At 39.6% G+C, this 20,121-nt stretch carries 21 protein-coding genes; 16 read left to right on the forward strand and 5 right to left on the reverse strand.

The annotated features are described in order from the left end of the window. Positions 1-3: 3 nt before the first annotated feature. The 3 genes from BUA96_RS03325 to BUA96_RS03335 all read right to left on the reverse strand — a co-directional run bounded on the left by BUA96_RS03325 (position 4) and on the right by BUA96_RS03335 (position 2,399). Complete coding sequence (locus tag BUA96_RS03325) at positions 4-756, reverse strand: carboxypeptidase-like regulatory domain-containing protein (RefSeq protein WP_072980313.1); 753 nt, start codon at positions 754-756, stop codon at positions 4-6. A 50-nt stretch (positions 757-806) separates the two neighbouring features. Next, positions 807-1,259 (reverse strand): pantetheine-phosphate adenylyltransferase, encoded by a 453-nt coding sequence (coaD, locus tag BUA96_RS03330; protein ID WP_072980315.1) that lies wholly within the window; start codon positions 1,257-1,259, stop codon positions 807-809. Between the two features lie 147 nt (positions 1,260-1,406). Further along, positions 1,407-2,399 carry a D-alanine--D-alanine ligase gene (locus BUA96_RS03335; protein ID WP_072980317.1) on the reverse strand — a complete coding sequence of 331 codons (993 nt, stop codon included), beginning with the start codon at positions 2,397-2,399 and terminating at the stop codon, positions 1,407-1,409. A gap of 208 nt (positions 2,400-2,607) precedes the next feature. On the opposite strand from BUA96_RS03335, the gene BUA96_RS03340 reads away from it, so the two are divergent. The 9 genes from BUA96_RS03340 (at position 2,608) to BUA96_RS03380 (ending at position 10,966) form a co-directional block, all read left to right on the forward strand. Continuing rightward, on the forward strand, positions 2,608-3,231 hold the full coding sequence (locus BUA96_RS03340; protein ID WP_072980319.1) for a PASTA domain-containing protein: 624 nt from the start codon (positions 2,608-2,610) through the stop codon (positions 3,229-3,231). Beyond that, positions 3,218-4,252 (forward strand): RluA family pseudouridine synthase, encoded by a 1,035-nt coding sequence (locus tag BUA96_RS03345; protein WP_072980321.1) that lies wholly within the window; start codon positions 3,218-3,220, stop codon positions 4,250-4,252. The genes BUA96_RS03340 and BUA96_RS03345 overlap by 14 nt, the downstream gene beginning before the upstream one ends. A gap of 41 nt (positions 4,253-4,293) precedes the next feature. Beyond that, entirely contained in the window at positions 4,294-4,479 is a 186-nt protein-coding gene (locus BUA96_RS03350) for a hypothetical protein (protein ID WP_072980323.1), read from the forward strand. An 11-nt stretch (positions 4,480-4,490) separates the two neighbouring features. Continuing rightward, entirely contained in the window at positions 4,491-5,066 is a 576-nt protein-coding gene (locus tag BUA96_RS03355; protein ID WP_072980325.1) for a cob(I)yrinic acid a,c-diamide adenosyltransferase, read from the forward strand. A gap of 139 nt (positions 5,067-5,205) precedes the next feature. After that, positions 5,206-5,427 (forward strand): DUF2795 domain-containing protein, encoded by a 222-nt coding sequence (locus tag BUA96_RS03360; protein ID WP_009781131.1) that lies wholly within the window; start codon positions 5,206-5,208, stop codon positions 5,425-5,427. A gap of 231 nt (positions 5,428-5,658) precedes the next feature. Then, positions 5,659-9,021, forward strand: coding sequence for a preprotein translocase subunit SecA (gene secA / locus BUA96_RS03365; protein WP_072980329.1), 3,363 nt, complete (start codon positions 5,659-5,661; stop codon positions 9,019-9,021). 211 nt (positions 9,022-9,232) lie between these two features. Further along, positions 9,233-9,541, forward strand: a complete 309-nt coding sequence (locus tag BUA96_RS03370) for a hypothetical protein (RefSeq protein WP_128755753.1) — start codon at positions 9,233-9,235, stop codon at positions 9,539-9,541. Positions 9,542-9,617: 76 nt separating this feature from the next. Beyond that, positions 9,618-10,094 (forward strand): DUF4199 domain-containing protein, encoded by a 477-nt coding sequence (locus BUA96_RS03375; RefSeq protein ID WP_072980332.1) that lies wholly within the window; start codon positions 9,618-9,620, stop codon positions 10,092-10,094. Positions 10,095-10,168: 74 nt separating this feature from the next. Beyond that, entirely contained in the window at positions 10,169-10,966 is a 798-nt protein-coding gene (locus BUA96_RS03380; protein ID WP_084673049.1) for a Cof-type HAD-IIB family hydrolase, read from the forward strand. 118 nt (positions 10,967-11,084) lie between these two features. Here the strand turns inward: BUA96_RS03380 and BUA96_RS03385 are convergent, their stop codons facing one another. Together BUA96_RS03385 and BUA96_RS03390 are read right to left on the reverse strand one after the other, a co-directional pair. Beyond that, positions 11,085-12,395: an ABC1 kinase family protein gene (locus BUA96_RS03385; protein WP_072980336.1), complete on the reverse strand. Its 1,311-nt coding sequence runs from the start codon at positions 12,393-12,395 to the stop codon at positions 11,085-11,087. A gap of 8 nt (positions 12,396-12,403) precedes the next feature. Then, entirely contained in the window at positions 12,404-13,090 is a 687-nt protein-coding gene (locus tag BUA96_RS03390; RefSeq protein ID WP_072980338.1) for a TetR/AcrR family transcriptional regulator, read from the reverse strand. Between the two features lie 232 nt (positions 13,091-13,322). Here BUA96_RS03390 and htpG point away from each other — a divergent pair, with 232 nt between their 5' ends. From htpG to BUA96_RS03425, 7 genes are all read left to right on the forward strand, one after another. Continuing rightward, positions 13,323-15,209, forward strand: coding sequence for a molecular chaperone HtpG (gene htpG, locus BUA96_RS03395; RefSeq protein ID WP_072980341.1), 1,887 nt, complete (start codon positions 13,323-13,325; stop codon positions 15,207-15,209). A 167-nt stretch (positions 15,210-15,376) separates the two neighbouring features. Then, positions 15,377-16,777, forward strand: coding sequence for a nicotinate phosphoribosyltransferase (locus BUA96_RS03400; RefSeq protein ID WP_072980343.1), 1,401 nt, complete (start codon positions 15,377-15,379; stop codon positions 16,775-16,777). A 3-nt stretch (positions 16,778-16,780) separates the two neighbouring features. Beyond that, entirely contained in the window at positions 16,781-17,305 is a 525-nt protein-coding gene (locus BUA96_RS03405) for a hypothetical protein (protein WP_072980346.1), read from the forward strand. 9 nt (positions 17,306-17,314) lie between these two features. Continuing rightward, on the forward strand, positions 17,315-17,923 hold the full coding sequence (gene pncA / locus BUA96_RS03410) for a bifunctional nicotinamidase/pyrazinamidase (RefSeq protein WP_072980348.1): 609 nt from the start codon (positions 17,315-17,317) through the stop codon (positions 17,921-17,923). After that, positions 17,924-18,637, forward strand: coding sequence for a DUF429 domain-containing protein (locus BUA96_RS03415; RefSeq protein ID WP_072980351.1), 714 nt, complete (start codon positions 17,924-17,926; stop codon positions 18,635-18,637). A 200-nt stretch (positions 18,638-18,837) separates the two neighbouring features. Then, the gene (locus BUA96_RS03420; protein WP_072980353.1) at positions 18,838-19,245 is read left to right on the forward strand and encodes a hypothetical protein; all 408 of its coding nucleotides are present in this window, start codon (positions 18,838-18,840) and stop codon (positions 19,243-19,245) included. A 66-nt stretch (positions 19,246-19,311) separates the two neighbouring features. After that, entirely contained in the window at positions 19,312-20,103 is a 792-nt protein-coding gene (locus BUA96_RS03425; RefSeq protein WP_072980355.1) for a hypothetical protein, read from the forward strand. Positions 20,104-20,121 lie beyond the last annotated feature (18 nt).

The raw sequence follows: 20,121 nt of genomic DNA on the forward strand, positions 1-20,121 counted from the left end.
AGTTTAATTCGCTGCGTTCAACTTGTGAAATTCGGCACTTCTTTTCATTAAATACTCCAGAAAACGCATCTCATTTTTATCTTGCAACAAGCGTGCATCTACCTGCTGCTCCAGACAATAATCAAAAAACAGCGGCTCTTCTTCTTGGGTCACGGCTAATTGATTGCGCAGTAAATCCTGATTAAAAAATGCATCCTTTTTGAAAAAAGCTTCGAGCTCTCCCAGTTTTAAAATTCTAAAGCGGTTGGGATCTTCGGCTTTTTCTTTTTTGTCTTTTTTAATCGAATTCCATACCATTTTTCCGATAGCGATAAAATCAATGCCAGAACCGCTAGGACCGGGACTATACAATTCAGGATGTTCTTGAATATCCTTTTGCAACCACGTGTTGAAGTTTTTATCATATTCTTCTACCCGAAACTCTTTCACCTTGTTAGTTGCCGTAATGGTCACAGCATCCAGTTCATTTCTGCTTTCTTTAAGTTCGACCACCCAAGTTTCTTCTAGTTGATACGCTTCTACTTGATGAATTTGAGTTTCAAAAAACGAATAGCTAAAGATCAAAGAATCTCCCAACTGTGCGGCGATCTCAAAATCACCCCAACGGTTGGTCGAAGTCATTAAGTCTTGGGTTTTATTGATGATCAACACGCCTTCTAGCGGTTTATCTTCAGCATACACTTTTCCTTGTGATTGTTGTGCGTATACTGCCGTGCTGAGCAAGAGGATAAAAGCAAAAATTAATTTTGATAGCATAGTCAGGTCTATGCAGTAATGACCTTAGTTATGCTTACATGTTGCAAAAATCACACGCGAACCGCATCTGGCACCAAGCCGGTATAGTCCCCGCCATTGCGAATAACGTCCCGCACAATGGATGAAGAAATGTAACTTTTACCCGAAGAAGTGAGTAAGAACACGGTTTCTATTTGCGCCAATTTTCTGTTAGTATGCGCGATGGCTTTTTCAAATTCAAAATCCGCCGGATTGCGCAATCCTCTAAGAATAAAGCCGGAATCTGTCGCATTACAAAAATCAACAGTAAGACCTTGATAGGTCATCACTTTGATCTTGGGTTCATCTTTAAAGGACTCTTTTAAAAAGCCTTCCCGCTGCTCTAAAGTGAACATGTATTTCTTATCAGCATTCACCCCGATCGCTAAAATGATCTCATCAAAAAGCTTTAAGCCTCGCTCAATGATATCATAATGTCCTAAAGTAAGCGGATCAAAAGATCCCGGAAATACTGCGCGTTTCATAAATGAAAATTCAAATTCAAAATTAAAGGTACAAAAACTGAAGTGTTTAAAGTTTGTGGTAGCGTTACCTAATGCTTATAAAATATTCAGTCCATTGCGGGGGCAATAAAAGCTGCGTTTAGATCGCCTACTATTTACTGAGACTGCCTACTGAGACTTTTCACCATTCATTGCCTGCTCAATAACATTATCAAACAAATCTGGCAATGAAATCCCCGCCACCTTTGCCTGCTGCGGGATGATACTCGCAGGACTCAACCCCGGTGTGGTATTCACTTCTAAAAAGTGCGGGGCGCCATTGTGGAAAATAAATTCAGCTCTGGTGAGGCCTTTTAATTTTAAGATCTTAAAGACTTTTTCTGCTTCGCGTTGTACGGCTTCGGTTTGCGCATCGGTGATTCTTGCCGGAGTGATCTCTTGTGATTTACCCTCATATTTTGCCTGATAATCAAAGAAGTCATTGTCGCTAACAATTTCGGTAACCGGAAGCGCCATAACTTTTCCTTGATAATTGATCACGCCAACAGAAACTTCGGTTCCTTCTAAAAAAGATTCAATAATGATCTCATCATCTTCTTTAAACGCCACTTCGATCGCTCCTTCTAATTCTTCGGAACCATAAACCTTAGAAACTCCGTAACTGCTACCTGCTTTGTTAGCTTTTACAAAACACGGCAAACCTACTTTATCTAAAATTTCGGTAGCATTGATAACGTCGCCCTTATTTAGCAAATAATTGGTTGCGGTTTTGATTCCATAGGCTTTCAATACGCTGATGCAATCCCGCTTATTAAACGTAAGCGCAGCCTCATAATAATTACAGGCCGTCTGCGGAATCTTCAAAAGCTTTAAATAAGCTTGCAACACGCCGTCTTCTCCCGGTGTTCCGTGAATCGTGTTGAATACGCAATCAAAGGTGATCTTAGTGCCTTCCACATTAATCGAGAAATCAGCTTTATCAACAGGAATTGGCGGGTGATCGGCGTGTTTACAAAACCAGCCTTCCTTTAAAATATGAATGGGAAATACATTATAAATAGATTGGTCTAGATGTTTGCAAACCGTGTTTCCGCTCAAGATCGAGATATTCACCTCACTGGAAAATCCACCCATCACGACTGCAATATTTTTTTTTGACATAGTAAAAAAGAAAGCTTTACGTTATCTAATAGAAGGCGATCTTAAGATCATCTTCAACTATTGAAAAAACAAGTTCATTTAAGCTCGGTTCACCGAGTAATTTAAGGCTTCAAAGAACGTTATTTTTAGGAAAACTCGGCAAAAAAAATGATTGCAATTGAGCGTCAGCCAATTTTAAACTAAGTTTGTAGCCGCAAAATCGCTCTTTATGGGATTCTTTAAATTTATATTCAGCAAAGCCTTTTTAAAACAACTCTTGTTGGCGTTACTGGTACTGGTTCTTCTTGTATTTGGTCTGTTGTACTGGCTGCGTGCCTCTACAAATCACGACCAGCGCATCGCCGTGCCAGACCTTAGCAAAATGTCTCTAGGCTTAGTGCAACAAGAACTTGAAAATGCCGACCTAAACTATGTGGTGATCGATTCTTCAAACTACAATCCGGATTATCCCACATACTCAGTGATCGAGCAAAATCCCGCAGCGGGAAAATTTGTAAAAGAAGGCCGAAAAATATATCTGGTACTAAACCCTTCAGGCTATCGTAAAATTGAAATTCCACAGCTAGTTGGTAGAACCCAACGTCAGGTAGAACCAACCTTGCTTGCCTTAGGATTTAAAATTGGAAAAATTGATTACCGCGACCATATAAGTTCTGACGAAGTGCTTGAACTACGCCACGACGGCAAAACCCTCAAGGTGGGCGATGCGTTGCGTAAAACTTCAGTTATTGACTTGGTTGTAGGTAATGGAAAAGGCAGCTACCGCACCTCTGGCGATGCTGCACAAGATGTAATAAATGACGCTGAAGAATTAGACGATGCAGGATTTTAAGACGGAAGGTCCTGATGAGCAGGATGATGAATTGTATGAACATTACAGCTTTACCGCAGGCAAAGGCCAAGAGCCGCTGCGCGTAGATAAATTTCTGATGAATTTTATTGAAAAAGCAACGCGTAATAAAATTCAGCAAGCTGCAAAAAATGGAAACATTCAGGTAAACGGAGCAGTTGTAAAGCAAAATCATAAAGTAAAAGCTAATGATGTTGTTCGGGTTCTTTTTGAACACCCACCTTATGAATTTTTACTTACGCCTGAGGATATTCCGCTTGATATCGTTTATGAAGATGACACCCTGCTTGTCGTGAATAAACCTGCGGGCATGGTCGTACATCCCGGTCACGGCAATTACAGCGGTACGCTCATCAATGCATTGATCTATCATTTTGATAACCTTCCGGAAAACAGCAGCGGTAGACCAGGCCTGGTGCATCGTATTGATAAGGACACGAGCGGACTTCTCGTAGTCGCGAAGACTGAAGAAGCAATGACGCATCTTGCGAAGCAGTTTTTTGATAAAACCAGTGAGCGTGAATATATCGCGATCGTTTGGGGAAATGTAGAAGAAGATCAAGGAACGGTAGAAGGGCATATAGGCCGTCATCCTAAAAACCGTATGCAAAACACGGTTTACGAAGATGGCGATCAAGGTAAGGAAGCGGTAACACATTACAAGGTTTTAGAACGCTTGGGCTATGTCACTAAAATCTCGTGCAAGCTCGAAACCGGGCGCACGCATCAGATACGTGTGCATATGAAACACATTGGGCACACGCTCTTTAACGACGAGCGCTATGGCGGCGATGTGATCCTAAAAGGCACCACCTTTACCAAGTACAAGCAATTTGTAGAAAACTGCTTTAAAGTGCTCCCCAGACAGGCCTTACACGCAAAAACATTAGGCTTTGAACATCCTAAAACCGGTGAGTGGTTACGCTTTGACAGTGCGATCCCAGAAGACATGGAAGCCTGTATCGAAAAATGGCGCAGTTATGCTAAACACGCAATGGAATAGCGCTATTGCAATGGTCGTTTTAATTTAAGTACCTTTGACGTATGCTCGATTTCATTCCAGATAATTTACAATCGATTCTCATTATTGTGGTTTTGGCAGTGCTATTTCTTGCCGTTATGGCCAACAATAAACGCAATCAAAGTAAATTAAGAGACCGCCGGAAACGCAATTTTAAAACAGATTATTTCAATCTTAAGAAAGAGCGCGAAGACGAATCTAAATCCTAAAAACTTTAGCTGTGAAAATCTATACTAAAACCGGAGACAAAGGTACCACTGCCCTCTTTGGAGGCACGCGCGTATCTAAGCACAACATTCGTATTGAAAGCTACGGCACCTTAGATGAACTCAACTCCTATTTAGGCTTGTTGCGCGATCAGGAAATAGATGCGCACAGCAAAGCTACTTTGATCTCTATTCAGGAAAAACTATTTGTCATCGGGGCAATTCTGGCGACAGATCCCGAGAAAGCGGTTTTAAAAAATGGCAAAGAGCGCCTGAATATTGAAAAAGTAAGTGAAGCTGATATTCAACATTTAGAACAGGAAATGGATGCGATGGATGCTCAGCTTCCACCTATGACGCATTTTATTCTCCCCGGAGGACATCAAACCGTGTCATTCTGTCACGTAAGCCGTGCGGTATGCCGCAGAGCTGAAAGACTCGCAACGGCTCTTTATCAAGAAGTTCCGTTTGAAGAAAACGCGCTAAAATACTTAAACCGCCTTTCTGACTACCTCTTTGTGCTGGCACGGAAGTTGTCTAAAGACTTGCAAGCCGAAGAGATTAAATGGATTCCTGAAAAGAAGGGTTAAAACACAGAAAAATTAGGCTTAACCCTCGTAATCACAAGAGATTACAGACGTTCATAAAAATAATTTTGAATTAACATTCAATTTTCTTGGATTTTACGTTAATAAATTTATTTTTGCAAAAAAATAAATACGTTAACTTATGTACTGGACATTAGAACTAGCTTCTCATTTGAGCGACGCACCTTGGCCTGCAACCAAAGATGAATTGATTGATTATGCGATTAGAACGGGAGCACCATTAGAAGTGGTTGAGAACTTACAAGCTATGGAGGATGAAGGTGACTCTTATGATTCGATTGACGAAATATGGCCAGACTATCCGTCTGAAGACGACTACCTCTGGAATGAGGATGAATACTAGATTTTACAACATTCTAAACATAAAGAAGTCTCGCAATGAGGCTTTTTTTTTGCTTAAATTTGAAGTGCAAAATAGAAGAATTCAGTTTTAAAAATTCTTCAGAAGAATAAAGAAATTTTCATCGTAGAGATGAAAATCAAAATAACTCCTGAGACTTCAGGATTACAAGAAATTAATTTTTCCCTTTAAAACGAAACCACAGGTTTTGTTGGGATAAAAGAACTACCAATTATGGGATTATTAGACAAAGTATTAAAGGTTTTTGTGGGTGACAAATCCAAACAAGATGTCGCTGCCATTCAACCTATTGTTGATAAAATAAAAAGTTTTGAAGCGCAGCTTGAAGCTTTAACGCACGATGAGCTACGTCAGAAGACCACAGAATTCAAAGCTAAAATCGCAGATGCACTTTCTGATACTAACGCAACACTACTTCAGTTAGAGAAAGAAGCTGATGAGACCGAAGACATTGACCGCAAAGAGGAAATCTACGCGGAGATCGACAAACTTAAAGACGAGTCTTACAAAATCAGCGAAGCAGTCCTAAATGACATTCTTCCCGAAGCTTTTGCTGTGGTTAAAGAAACCGCAAAACGCTTTGTTCATAATCCGCAATTGAAAGTTACTGCAAGTGCTTTTGATCGTGAACTAAGCGCAGAAAAAGACTACGTTCAACTTGACGGTGATGATGCGATCTGGTCTAACAGCTGGGATGCTGCCGGAAAGCCTATCACTTGGGATATGATCCATTATGACGTGCAGCTCATAGGTGGTGTGGCTATGCACCAGGGTAAAATTGCAGAGATGCAAACTGGTGAAGGTAAAACATTAGTGGCAACGCTTCCGGTGTATCTAAACGCACTTACCGGAAATGGTGTACACCTGGTAACGGTTAACGATTACTTAGCAAAACGTGATAGCGCTTGGATGGCGCCGTTATTTAACTTTCACGGACTCACAGTAGACTGTATCGATTACCACAGGCCTAATTCGGCTTCCCGTAGAAAAGCTTACGCTGCTGATATCACGTATGGTACGAATAACGAATTTGGTTTTGATTACTTGCGTGATAATATGGCGCACGCACCAAATGATCTGGTACAACGCGCTCCTAATTATGCGATCGTCGATGAGGTCGACTCGGTATTGGTAGATGATGCGCGTACACCCTTGATCATTTCAGGACCTGTACCCAAAGGAGATCAACACGAGTTTGATGCATTGAAGCCTAAAATTGATAGCTTAGTAAGCCTTCAGCGTCAACAATTGACAGGAACTTTAGCTGAAGCGAAAAAGCTTATTTCAGCAGGCGACACCAAAGAAGGTGCTATTCTTTTATTACGCGTATACCGCGGTCTTCCAAAGAATAAAGCGCTGATTAAATACTTGAGTGAAGAAGGAATTCGTCAACTTTTACAGAAGACTGAAAACCATTATATGCAAGATAACAATCGCGAGATGCACGTGATTGATTCTGAATTATACTTCACCATTGATGAAAAGAACAACCAGATCGAATTGACCGATAAAGGTATCGATCACTTGTCTGGAAAAGAAGATCCTAATTTCTTCATTATGCCAGAAATGGGCGTTGAGATCAGCAAGATCGAAAACGCAAATCTTTCCACCGAAGAAGAAGCTGAAAAGAAAGAGGAACTCTTTAGAGAATTCAGTGTTAAGAGTGAGCGTATTCATACGATGAATCAGCTGTTAAAAGCCTATACTTTATTTGAAAAAGACACCGAATATGTGGTGATGGACAATAAAGTGAAGATTGTTGATGAGCAAACCGGTCGTATTATGGACGGGCGTCGTTACAGCGATGGTTTACACCAGGCGATCGAAGCAAAAGAGAATGTGAAAATCGAAGATGCTACGCAAACTTTTGCAACGGTAACCCTTCAGAATTACTTTAGAATGTACCGCAAACTTTCGGGTATGACGGGTACTGCAGTAACAGAAGCAGGCGAATTCTGGGAAATCTACGAATTGGATGTTGTTGAAATTCCTACCAACCGCCCGATTGCCAGAGATGACAAAGACGATAAAGTTTATAAGACCAAGCGTGAGAAATACAATGCCGTTATTGATGAAGTACAACTTCTGGTTCAAGCCGGAAGACCGGTACTTATTGGTACGACTTCGGTAGAAATTTCTGAGATCTTGAGCAGAATGCTTTCGATGCGAAAAATTCAGCATAATGTATTGAACGCCAAATTGCATAAGAAAGAGGCCGATATTGTTGCCGATGCAGGTAACGCAGGTCAGGTAACCATCGCTACCAATATGGCGGGTCGTGGTACCGATATCAAACTGAGTAAAGAAGTAAAAGATGCCGGAGGTCTTGCGATTATAGGTACTGAGCGTCACGATTCGCGTCGTGTAGACCGTCAGTTACGTGGTCGTTCTGGACGTCAGGGAGACCCGGGTAGTTCTCAATTCTACGTGTCGCTTGAAGACAACTTGATGCGTTTATTCGGTTCTGAACGAATTGCTAAAATGATGGACCGTATGGGACTTCAGGAAGGTGAAGTAATTCAGCACGGAATGATCTCTAAGTCTATCGAGCGTGCGCAGAAAAAAGTTGAAGAGAACAACTTTGGTGTGCGTAAGCGTCTTCTGGAGTATGATGATGTGATGAATGCACAACGTGAGGTGATTTACAAGCGTCGTTATCACGCGCTATTTGGTGAGCGTCTTCGCGTAGATGTTGCTAATATGATCTACGACACTTCTGAAGCGATCGCCGAAACGAACAAAATGGCGCAGGACTTTAAGAACTTTGAGTTTGAGTTGATTCGTTTCTTCTCGATGAGCAGTCCGGTTGACGAAGCGCAATTTGCGAGTTCTTCTGCAAAACAGCTTGCAGTCACTGTTTACGACGCCGCTCTAAAGCACTATAAAGAGAAAATGGAGCGTAATGCCGCTACCGCTTTCCCAATCATTAGTAATGTCTATGAAAATCCGGAAAGCAACTATGAGCGTATCGTGGTTCCTTTCTCTGATGGAACTAAAGAACTTAAAGTCGTTACCAATTTAAAAGACGCTTATGAGTCTCAAGGTAAACAACTGATTACCGACTTTGAGAAAAACATTACCCTTGCAATTATAGATGATGCGTGGAAAACGCATTTACGCAAGATGGATGAATTGAAACAAAGTGTGCAGCTTGCGGTTCACGAGCAAAAAGATCCGTTATTGATCTATAAGTTTGAAGCTTTTGAGTTATTCAAACAGATGATCGATCAGGTGAATAAAGATGTGATTTCCTTCTTATTTAAAGGAGAGCTACCGGTTCAGCAGCAAAATCAAATTAGAGAAGCGCGTCAAGTACGTCAAACAGAACAAACGCAAACTTCTAAAGAAGAAATTCCTAATCTTGATGAACGTGCCGCACAAAGTCGTGCAGCAAGTGGCAACACGCAACCTCAGCGTCAGCAAGTGACTGAGACCATCACCCGTGAGCGTCCTAAAATAGGCCGTAATGATAAAGTAACGATCAAGCACGTGATGAATGGGGAGAACAAAACAATGAAGTTTAAACAAGCCATTCCACTTCTTGATAAAGGCGATTGGGTGCTTGTAGATGAGTAATAGTATTAAACTTCAAACAGTAAAAAAGTTCGGTTAACAACCGGACTTTTTTTGTGAATAACTATTTGCAATCTGTTGGTTTTAATCTTTACATAAACTTAATATTGCAGCCTTTTTGAGCCTGAAGAATACCCCTAGTTTTGTAACCTAAAACCCTATTATATTGTTTTCTAAAGAACGTCTACACAACGAGTTAATTCAATCTACAAACATGTCTGCAGTAGAGCTGCGTGCGTGGTTGCGCACCGATATTGCTCCTATAACTGTGGCCAATTATAAGGATGCTCCATCATTAGATCAATCCAATAAATTGCTGACGATTCTGATGAAAAACACCGAAGAGCTTACCAGAACAGATTGCTTTTTTATTCAGAGTATTTTGCAACGCATTAAGTACTTAAAAAACAATCGCAGCAAAGAGGGATACGCGCGTCTTGATTGGGAAAATAGTTTACGCAGCTTAGGTTATGATATCAAGAAGCAACTAAAGCCTGCTAAAAAGTCAAAGGCTTACCACTAATTATTTTTGCGGCAGCTTTTTTAATTTTTAGAGAATTACACTACCTTCAATACCCTATTTGGTAGCTTCTAATCGTATGAAAAATTTTAGACTTGAACTCAAGTGGGCGGTAATCTACACGCTTACATTACTCCTTTGGATGGTTTTTGAACGGCTTATGGGCTGGCACGATGAGCATATTGATATGCACCACATCTACACCATGCTATTCTACATTCCGGCGATCATTTTATATTATTTCGCTTTAAGTGATAAACGCAATAATTTTTACGGAGGTATCATCTCATTTAAACAAGCTTTTTTAAGCGGCTTGATACTTTCAGTATTTATTGCACTGCTTGCAGCTCCGGCACAATACATCACCAGTACTTATATTACGCCTCAGTATTTTGACAATGTGATTGCTTACGCTGTAGAAAGTGGCAAAATTGCTCCGGAAGAAGCTGCTTCATTCTTTAACCTTAAAAGCTACATGATTCAGTCTGTAGCCGGAAGCCTTGCCTTCGGTCTTGTTTTAAGTGCTCTTGTGGCATTTTTTGTAAAAAGAAAATGATAAGATCATTTTAAATCTTTCGGCAAAAATCTGCATTGGGTTATCTTTGAAGGATGACAAAGAAAATTCAATTAATGTGTTCTGATATAGATGGAACACTTCTTAACGCTAAACGTGATATTGCCCCTGAAACTGCTGCTGCAATTAATAAACTCCCTCAAGACTTTCCGATTATTCTGGCCTCTTCCAGAATGCCTTCGGCAATGTATTATTTACAGGAAAAAATTGGACGTTTGGGAAGTCCGATCATCAGCTACAATGGTGGTCTCGTGCTAGATGGTAAAGGAAACAAACTTTACAGCCAGACGGTTTCTCTTGATTTTCTTGAAACGGTAATTCAACATCAGCAGGATTACGACTACAACATCAGCACCTATTGCACCGATACGTGGCGTACCGCAAAATCAGATTACTGGACTTTGCGAGAAATTAGAAGTACTCGTGTAGAACCCGTTTATACGCCGCTTAACGAGCACATAGCCGTATTAAAAGCCATTGACGAACAACCGCATAAGATTATGTGTATGGGTTCACCAAGAGCTTTAGACAGTCTGATCGCGCTTCTTCGTGAAAAACACGGTAATGAAGCACACTTTTACCGCTCAAAAGATGTGTATGTGGAGATCACTCCAAAAAACATTGATAAAAGCAGTGCGCTAGCGACTTTGATCGATAAAAACTATGGTTTAGAACTAAGTGACGTAATTGCATTTGGCGACAACTTTAACGACACTACAATGATCAAGAATGTAGGTCTTGGCGTTGCAGTTGCTAACGCAGCGCAGGAGGTAAAAGATGTTGCAGATTATGTAAGTGAGTACACTAATAAAGAACACGCTGTAGCAAAAGCGATTGAAAAATTTCTCATTTAAAACCGCATTAAGAGATTACACGATTATCTAATCTCGATCATTTTGCAAAAAAAGAGAGGCGCAACTTCAACCAATCAGTGCGCCTCTCAAAACAACCTAACCAATAATCTTCAATCTCTTAATCTAAATAGTTTTTATAATTATTCACTTTGATTTTTGCACCTAAATCGTGCATCAAGTTATACAAACCAAAAAACGTTCGGTTGATGTAGAGGAAATGTTTGCTTCCCCGATTTCCATTCATTTTTCGAAGTTGGGTGTCCTTAGAGTATTTATCACTTAAATCTGCAATTTGAGCAAAGAAACTTTCATCACTAAAGTCAAAAGTATCGAGGTGAAAGGGCTTCGTGAACAAGCTTAACATTTCGTGAAACAATGCAGAAAAGAACGCCGTTTCTTCGGCAGAATCGCTTGTTTTTAAAATTTCAAGCTCAAGCATTTTCGCTTTAAATATTTCAGGATCATTAATATTTTCAGGCTTCGCTAATTCAAAATAAGGCGTATAGAATTCCTGGGGAACTTTTTTAATGCATCCGAAATCGATCGCGATTAGATTATGTTCTTTATCAACCAAGAAGTTTCCGGGATGAGGATCTGCGTGAACCTGTTTTAGATAATGCATTTGAAACATATAAAAATCCCATAAAGCTTGCCCAATTTTGTCCGCGGCTTCCTTATCGGTATTTACCTGAGTAAATTCACTGAGATGCACACCCGTCATCCAGTCCATCGTAATGATACGCTCACTGGATAGTTCTGGATAGTATTTAGGAAACCTCAGGTCATCAATCACACTGCATTGTTTAGTAATTTCTTGACTTTGCTTTACCTCCAGCAAATAATCTGTTTCTTCCAGCAGTTTTTCTTCGACTTCCTTAAAGTACTTTTCTTTATCCTTTCCTTTTAAATTGAACATTCGAGTAGCGATTGGCTTCACTAGAGCCAAATCGCTACTGATGCTGTCTGCAACGCCGGGGTATTGAATTTTCACAGCAAGTTTTTTCCCATCTAAAGTAGCTTGATGTACTTGACCGATGCTCGCAGCATTAACACTATCTTTCTCGAATGTATCGTATAAATCTTCAGGATATTTATCTAGATATTTTTTAAATGTTTTGCGTACCAAAGCCGCAGAAAGTGGCGGTACCGAAAACTGGGATAGAGAAAATTTCTCAACATACGCCTTAGGCAAAATGTTCTTTTCCATACTCAGCATTTGCGCGACTTTAAGCGCACTACCCTTTAAACTTTTGAGTCCGTCATAGATATCTTCGGCATTTTCATCATCAAGCGTTTCTCGTGTAATGCTAGAATCAAAGGCTTTTTTACTATAATATTTAGCATAGTTCCCTCCCACTTTCACACCAGTTTTAACCAGCTGTGATGCGCGAGAAAGTTTATTGGTAGGTATGTGATCAATTGTTTTCATACCATTTCTTATTTAGTTCTTGAAAAATTTTCTTTAAACAGAAATTTCCCGAAATCAAGAACGCTTTCTAAAGGCGTTGTATTAAATACGTCAAAAATGGCGTTTACGGATTTTTCGATAGCCACATCTGTTTTTTCAAAACGTGCCGAATTATCATCCATCCAATATTTCAGCAGAAACAAGGTCTGTAACCAAGCACCCTCACTAAAAATAGAAACCGGATTCTTCGTAAATCTTGACGACTTATTTTCATTATCCTGCTCGATCAAATCACTTGCAAACTCACGCACTTTTAGGCGCAAATCTCTGAGTTGTGCTAAACTTTTTAAACTGTTTTTCTGTTCTTGTAATGCAAAAAGCACATAGCTGCGATTTGCGGTCAACACTTCAAAAAACGTATAGAAAAAAGAAAGCATCTTCTCTTTATTAGGATACGTAGCATAATCAGGATTTTTATGAAGCACTTGAATGGTGTTATCATAAAACGCTATCCAGACCGCTTCCCGGATGCCTTGAAACGAACCAAAGAAATTGTAGAACGCTCCCTCTTCAATATTGTGATCTTTACAGAATTTAAATACCGAAGCTGGTTTGTGCCCGTGCTCTAACACGTACTCCATATACATCGTCATAACCGCGCTTGCGGTAAGCTTGGGAGCCTTTTTTGTTGTGGTTGCTTTTTTTGTAGTCGCCATAATCTTAATGTTTAAGCTGTTGTAAATTTAAATAATGTTTAAGCTTACTTCAAAGACGTTAAACAAAAGCTTTAGTTAAAGTTCTTTCAGTTTAAATGAAAGTTGTGTCAGTTTGTCACTTCATTTGCTTTGGTATTTTTTTTGAAATCTGCACCGCACAAAATGGTTCACACCTATCAATCTTATAATTAATTAGTACCGAAACATTCGGTTTAAAAAATTTAAATACACTATGTCTACAGGTAAAATCAATGTTGCTGTTGAGAACATTTTTCCGTTGATCAAAAAGTTCTTGTACAGTGATCACGAAATTTTCTTGCGTGAATTAATTTCAAACGCAACTGATGCTACACTAAAACTTAAGCACTTGACCAACATTGGCGAAGCTAGCGTTGAATATGGCAATCCGGTAATTGATGTAAAAATCGATAAGGATGCCAAAACTTTGAGCATTACCGATCAAGGTATTGGTATGACCGAAGAAGAAGTTCAGAAGTATATTAATGAAGTTGCTTTTTCTGGCGCTGAAGAATTTTTAGATAAATACAAGGACACCGCAAAGGATAGTGGCATTATTGGACATTTTGGTCTTGGTTTCTACTCTGCTTTTATGGTAGCGCGCAAGGTGGAGATCATCACAAAATCATATAAAGATGCGCCTGCAGTAAAATGGGAGTGCGACGGTTCGCCGGAATTCACGCTCTCTCCTGCTGAAAAAGACGTTCGCGGTACAGAAATCATTCTTCATATTGCTGAAGATTCTGAAGAGTTTCTTGAAGAGAACCGCATCAGCGAACTCTTAACAAAATACAATAAGTTTATGCCGGTGCCGATTAAGTTTGGTACTAAAGAAGAAACGCTTCCACTTCCTGAGGATGCTCCAGAAGATGCCGAAGCAGAAACTAAAACGGTTGATAACATAATCAACAACCCTGATCCGGCGTGGACAAATCAGCCTACTGATCTTGAGGAAAAAGATTATAAAGACTTTTACCGAGAGCTCTACCCAATGCAGTTTGAAGAGCCACTTTTCCATATTCATTTAAATGTAGATTACCCGTTCAATTTAACTGGTATTCTTTACTTCCCACGTTTGGGACAGGATATGAATATTCAGAAAGATAGAATTCAGCTGTACCAAAATCAGGTCTTTGTAACCGATAATGTAGAAGGAATCGTTCCTGAATTCTTAACGATGCTTCGTGGGGTAATTGATTCTCCAGATATTCCGCTTAACGTTTCACGTTCCTATCTGCAAGCCGATGGCGCTGTAAAGAAAATCTCAAGCTACATTACCCGTAAGGTAGCAGATAAACTGAAGTCGCTTTTTAACGAAGACCGTGAGGATTTTGAAAAGAAATGGAACGACATTAAAGTAGTGATTGAATACGGAATGCTGAGCGAAGATAAATTCTTCGATAAAGCAGACGCTTTTGCGCTCTACCCTACCGTTGACAATACCTACTACACTTTTGCTGAACTTCAAGAGAAAATCAAAGAAAATCAGACTGATAAAGACGGGAAGCTAGTTGTGCTTTACGCTTCTAATCAAGACTCACAGCATCAATACATTCAAGCTGCAAAAGATAAAGGCTACGAGGTTTTATTACTAGACTCGCCAATTGTTTCTCACTTGCTTCAAAAGCTTGAAACTTCTAAAGAGAACCTCAGCTTTGTACGTGTAGACGGTGACGACATCAATAACCTGATCAAAAAAGATGAGGAACAAATTTCTAAGCTTTCTGATGATGAAAAAGAAAGTCTAAAGACCTTGCTTGAAGAAACGATCAATGATAAGTCGTATACTGTAAAACTTGAGGCGATGGATAGCAACTCAGCACCGTTTATGATTACACAGCCTGAGTTTATGCGTCGTATGAAAGAAATGCAGGCAACCGGCGGTGGCGGTATGTTTGGAATGGGCAATATGCCAGATATGTATAACTTGGTGGTGAACACGAATAGTGAGCTTGTAGGTGAGATTTTAAACACGAAAACCAAGAAAAAACAAGAACGCCTAATCACACAATCTATGGATTTGGCACGTTTATCTCAGGGCTTGCTTAAAGGCGAAGCTTTAACTAACTTTGTTAAACGCTCCTATGAGATGATCAAATAGGCAGTTAGATCTTAGATTTGAGACACCTGGATCTAAAACCCTGACTTCATAAGGAAAACCGCTCTAACTGAGCGGTTTTTTTATGCCCGAATTCTAACGATTCTTTAACCCATTTCATCCTGCGATTACACCTTAAAATGCTAACTTCACTTCACCAAATAGTTAGAATGTTTCAGTTTACCGCTACATATACTGATCTGTACCAGTTAAGTATGGCTCAGGTATATTTTAATAAAAATCAAAACCAGCAAGCCGTTTTTGATTACTTTTTTAGAAAACTGCCCTTCAATGGTGGTTATGCTATTTTCGCCGGGTTAGAAGAACTTATCTCGATCATCGAAGACTTGCGCTTTTCAGAAAAGGATATTGAATACCTCAAGCAACACGATTTTGAACCTGAGTTTTTAGCGTATTTAAAGGACTTTCGCTTCCGCGGAAGTATTAACGCAATGCCTGAAGGCGAAATCGTTTTCCCTACTGCACCTGTCTTACAGGTAGAAGCCAACCTCATCGAAGCGCAAATCATTGAAACTATACTGCTAAATACCTTAAACTTTCAAACACTTATCGCAACCAAAGCGAGCCGAATACGCAATGTTGCCGGTGATAAAACTTTACTCGATTTTGGATTGCGCAGAGCGCAAGGTCCGGGAGGCTATTATGCCTCTCGCGCAGCAATGATAGGTGGTTTTGACGGAAGCAGCAATGTGATCACGGGTAGAGATTATGGTTTTCCCATCAGCGGAACGATGGCGCACGCCTTTGTACAAAGTTATGATGACGAACTTACCGCTTTTAGAGATTTTGCAGAACACAGACCTAAAAATTGTGTGCTTCTGGTAGATACTTATGACACCCTAAAAAGCGGAATGCCCAATGCAATTACTGTTGCTAAAGAAATGGAACAACGCGGTCAAAAGCTGCTTGCGATTCGCTTAGACAGTGGAGACCTCGCTTACCTTGCTAAACGCTGCCGGAAGATGCTAGACGATGCCGACTTAGCATACGTAAAGATTGCTGCTTCTAATCAGTTAGATGAATATGTCATTCAAAGTTTGCAAAATCAAAATGCTCCTATTGATGTTTATGGCGTAGGAACCAATCTCGTAATTGGCAAACCCAACGGTGCTTTAGATGGTGTTTATAAACTCTCTTTCGCTAATGGAAAACCACGCATTAAAATTTCAGAAAGCATCTCAAAAGTGACGCTTCCGCATAAAAAACAAGTGTATAGAATCTCAACAGAAGATCACACTTTAATAGGTGCAGATGCCATCGCTTTAGCAAATGAGAACAGTGTTTCTCGTATGTATCATCCTGTTGAACCTTTTAAAAATCTAAGTATTGAAGGTTTAAAGCAAACACCTATGCTGCAACCTGTAATGCAAGAAGGCAAACGCTTATATCCTGAAAAATCAGTTCAAGAAGTGGCTGCTTTCAGCAAAAAACAACTTGCTGCTCTACCCGAAGAATTTAAACGATTTGACAATCCACATATTTATAAAGTAGGTATTAGCAATCAGCTCAAAGAAGAGCGTGATCGCTTGATCGCCGCACATAAAAACTAAGCTATGAAACTATTTACAATCTGCCTTTTTTTAGTAACACTAACGCTTCCTGCAAATGCTCAAGAGACGAATACAAAAGCTCTTTTAACCCAGAATGACAATGAAACGTGGCTTCAAGAATATCAGCAACTTGAAGATTCTGAAGAAAAGCTGAAAATGATCAAAGCCAAGATTCTCTACGATGCGCAATTTGTAGGGCCGCGTCCCGGCATTTCGTTAACCGGTTTAAATGAAGAACAACGCAAAGCTTTAAAGCAACGAGAAAGCAATAAGCCAAAAGTTACCGCTGATTGTAAAATCCTTTTTGTGTTGCAGGCAACGCAATCTCATATTTTGGATTTAGAAAAAAGTCCGCATTACACTTCATTAGTTGAACACTTAGAGACGTTTTCGATTTCTGACACCATCTTAACGGGCACTAGTGCATCTGCGTTCTACGGAACTCGAGCACGTTGTGGCGTAGTTCTATTGAAAACCGAAGATTCTAAGGCGCTCGACTATTTAGAAAATATAAACAACCAGAAATAACCAATACTTATGAAAGCCCTCGTTATCATTGATATGCAAAACGATTTTATGCCCGGTGGAGCGCTTGCCGTTCCCGGAGGAGATCAAATCATTCCTTTGGTAAACAAACTTCAGGAAAAATTTGATTTGGTCATTGCTACGCAAGACTGGCATCCTGAAAATCACAGTAGCTTTGCAGACAATCATCACGACAAAGAAAATTTTGACACGACCGTGATAGACGGTTTGGAGCAAACCTTATGGCCGGTACATTGTGTGCAAACTACTGATGGCGCAGACTTTCATCCACATATGAACGCAGCGCGTATTGAAGCTATTTTTAGAAAAGGAACAGATCCTGCAATAGACAGCTATAGCGGCTTTTATGATAATGCGCATAAAAAAGCTACGGGACTTACCGGATACCTTAAAGGAAAAGGTGTCACTTCGCTTTACTTTTGTGGTTTAGCGGCAGAATATTGTGTGAGCTTTTCGGTGCTTGACGCAATTGAAGAAGGCTTCAAAGTAACCCTTTATGAAGATGCAACCCGCGCGTTAGATGAGGCTGCATTTGAAAAAATGAAAACTCAAATCATCGAAAAAGGAGGCCGACTAAAGTTGGCCGGTGAGCTCGTATAAATGATTGCAGGTGGAATTGACGGTTGCAAAGCGGGTTGGCTTTTAATTTGGAAGGATCAGCAAGGCTATCAATATTCCCTTTTAGATCGAATTGACGACTTGGAACGGTGTGTTAAGAGTGCTGCCAGGTTTTTTATTGATATTCCCATCGGGCTTTCTTCTGAAACGTTTCACCGCAGCATCGAGGCCAAACTACGTAAAGAGCTAAAAAGCAGAAGTGCTACGATATTTAATGCGCCTTGTAGAGCAGCCGTTTATGAAGTGGATAAGAAAAAAGCTAAAGAACTTAATAAACGTATTTTAGGGAAAAGTCTTTCAGAACAAACGCTTAACATAAAAGACAAGATCTTAGAAACAGATCGTTATATCAACACTTCAAAAAGCACTAGTATTCAATTGCTGGAAAGTCATCCTGAAATTTGTTTTAAATACCTCAACCAAGGCCAAATTCTAATGTCAAAAAAAAGTCAGAAGGAAGGAGTTGAGCAAAGGCTTGACCTACTTTCCCGGCTTGATCCTGAAGCAAAGATTCTGTATGAACGAATACTTGCAGAAACCAAAAGAAATCAAGTAAAACGCGATGATATTCTTGACGCTCTTTGCCTCTGCCTTGCGAATCAAATAAGTTTAAAAACTCAAACCCATTTTATCACTGATGAAAATCAAGTTGATGCTCAGGGAATTCCTGTAAAACTGGCGTACGCCAAACTTTAGACCTAGGTTATGACGGGATTTCCCCCCAATTTTCAAGTTTATTATCAACAAAACCGTTTTACTCTTTATCAAGTGCAAGGTTTCTTGTACTTTTAGAACATATTATTTCACAGACTTATTATTTTATTATTCTTCTCTTACCAAAGTCGAGAATCCTCCCCCTAAATAGAAATGATGAGTATTTAAATATTTAGGATTGTATGAAATTATTATACAAAAAGAGGAGGCTATATCTCAATCTGGCTATAGGTATTGTCTGGATCATTTTATTTATTCTGAAATTACTTTATACAGAACCACATAACATCTGGTTACTGGACTATTATATGCCTGTGCTCAGCGTACTTTATTTAGGGCAGTTTCTATACCAATACCATTATCAATACCTTATCGTAACCGATACTGAGATCATTAGAAATCATCTTTTCTTCGGAAAAAAAATCCCGTTGAATGCTGTAGAAAGATTCTATACTAACAACTTAGGGGATTACGTGATTGAAGGTGCTGGTAAAAAAATCAAGATCAACCCAATTATTGTTAATCAAAAATCGCTGCAAGAATTTAAGGGGTTTACACGCACCTTATCGATAGCAACTGAAATCCATTAGAAATTCAAATTATTTTCTGTAAGTTCTGTTTCAAATTTCTACTATTGAATAAACGAAATTTGAATTATGAATAAATCTATCTTTTTACTGCTTACACTTGCGATCCTATCGTGTAAACAAAACAACTCAGAAGAATCTAAAGATGCCCCTGAGCAAGAACAACAGGTAACTACTACATCCAATTCTTTTGTTGACAAAATCGCCAGCGCTCATAACAAAGCGGCGTTTGCTGCACAAGAGGCCATAGCTTTTGATCTTCAATTGATGTTTGGTGGAAATGAACGCATCAACGCCACGATTAGCATGCTTACAAACAGTAGTAAGATACGAATAGATAAAACAGACGGTACCCAATTGATTTATGACGGATCTCAAGTTTACAGTGCTCCTCAAGGAGCAATACCTGATGGCGCTCGATATGATATTTTTACTTGGCCTTACTTTTTTGCATTTCCATTTAAACTCCAGGATCCGGGCGTGAACATTCAGGAATTAACCAATGATACTGAAGGTCAGTTTAAGTTGACTTTTGAAGGTGGCACCGGCGATACTCCTGATGACTGGTATATTGGCTACTTGAATGAAGAAAACCGCGTAAAAGCAACCGCTTATATTGTAACCTTTGGTGATAAAACTATTGAGAACGCTGAAGCAGCACCGCACGCGATCGCTTATTCTGATTATAAAGAAATAGAACAAGTACCGCTAGCTACTACTTGGAAATTTTATAACTGGTCTGAAGAAAAAGGAATTTTTGGCGATCCTATTGGCGAAGCCCAATTGAGTAATATCCGATTTTTTGAAGTTGAAGATGGTTTTTTTGAAAAGCCAGAATCTTCAGATGTTGTAAATTACTAAATTAAACTTGTAAACTTT

The organism is Leeuwenhoekiella palythoae, from assembly GCF_900130045.1.
Classification (GTDB): Bacteria; Bacteroidota; Bacteroidia; order Flavobacteriales; family Flavobacteriaceae; genus Leeuwenhoekiella; species Leeuwenhoekiella palythoae.

What these genes read in the sequence shown, in the direction of transcription:
- BUA96_RS03325 (WP_072980313.1), bottom strand. Translation starts at nt 756, where the DNA reads ATGCTATCAAAATTAATTTTTGCTTTTATCCTCTTGCTCAGCACGGCA.
- coaD (WP_072980315.1), bottom strand. Translation starts at nt 1,259, where the DNA reads ATGAAACGCGCAGTATTTCCGGGATCTTTTGATCCGCTTACTTTAGGA.
- BUA96_RS03335 (WP_072980317.1), bottom strand. Translation starts at nt 2,399, where the DNA reads ATGTCAAAAAAAAATATTGCAGTCGTGATGGGTGGATTTTCCAGTGAG.
- BUA96_RS03340 (WP_072980319.1), top strand. Translation starts at nt 2,608, where the DNA reads ATGGGATTCTTTAAATTTATATTCAGCAAAGCCTTTTTAAAACAACTC.
- BUA96_RS03345 (WP_072980321.1), top strand. Translation starts at nt 3,218, where the DNA reads ATGCAGGATTTTAAGACGGAAGGTCCTGATGAGCAGGATGATGAATTG.
- BUA96_RS03350 (WP_072980323.1), top strand. Translation starts at nt 4,294, where the DNA reads ATGCTCGATTTCATTCCAGATAATTTACAATCGATTCTCATTATTGTG.
- BUA96_RS03360 (WP_009781131.1), top strand. Translation starts at nt 5,206, where the DNA reads ATGTACTGGACATTAGAACTAGCTTCTCATTTGAGCGACGCACCTTGG.
- secA (WP_072980329.1), top strand. Translation starts at nt 5,659, where the DNA reads ATGGGATTATTAGACAAAGTATTAAAGGTTTTTGTGGGTGACAAATCC.
- BUA96_RS03370 (WP_128755753.1), top strand. Translation starts at nt 9,233, where the DNA reads ATGTCTGCAGTAGAGCTGCGTGCGTGGTTGCGCACCGATATTGCTCCT.
- BUA96_RS03375 (WP_072980332.1), top strand. Translation starts at nt 9,618, where the DNA reads ATGAAAAATTTTAGACTTGAACTCAAGTGGGCGGTAATCTACACGCTT.
- BUA96_RS03380 (WP_084673049.1), top strand. Translation starts at nt 10,169, where the DNA reads ATGTGTTCTGATATAGATGGAACACTTCTTAACGCTAAACGTGATATT.
- BUA96_RS03385 (WP_072980336.1), bottom strand. Translation starts at nt 12,395, where the DNA reads ATGAAAACAATTGATCACATACCTACCAATAAACTTTCTCGCGCATCA.
- BUA96_RS03390 (WP_072980338.1), bottom strand. Translation starts at nt 13,090, where the DNA reads ATGGCGACTACAAAAAAAGCAACCACAACAAAAAAGGCTCCCAAGCTT.
- htpG (WP_072980341.1), top strand. Translation starts at nt 13,323, where the DNA reads ATGTCTACAGGTAAAATCAATGTTGCTGTTGAGAACATTTTTCCGTTG.
- BUA96_RS03400 (WP_072980343.1), top strand. Translation starts at nt 15,377, where the DNA reads ATGTTTCAGTTTACCGCTACATATACTGATCTGTACCAGTTAAGTATG.
- BUA96_RS03405 (WP_072980346.1), top strand. Translation starts at nt 16,781, where the DNA reads ATGAAACTATTTACAATCTGCCTTTTTTTAGTAACACTAACGCTTCCT.
- pncA (WP_072980348.1), top strand. Translation starts at nt 17,315, where the DNA reads ATGAAAGCCCTCGTTATCATTGATATGCAAAACGATTTTATGCCCGGT.
- BUA96_RS03415 (WP_072980351.1), top strand. Translation starts at nt 17,924, where the DNA reads ATGATTGCAGGTGGAATTGACGGTTGCAAAGCGGGTTGGCTTTTAATT.
- BUA96_RS03420 (WP_072980353.1), top strand. Translation starts at nt 18,838, where the DNA reads ATGAAATTATTATACAAAAAGAGGAGGCTATATCTCAATCTGGCTATA.
- BUA96_RS03425 (WP_072980355.1), top strand. Translation starts at nt 19,312, where the DNA reads ATGAATAAATCTATCTTTTTACTGCTTACACTTGCGATCCTATCGTGT.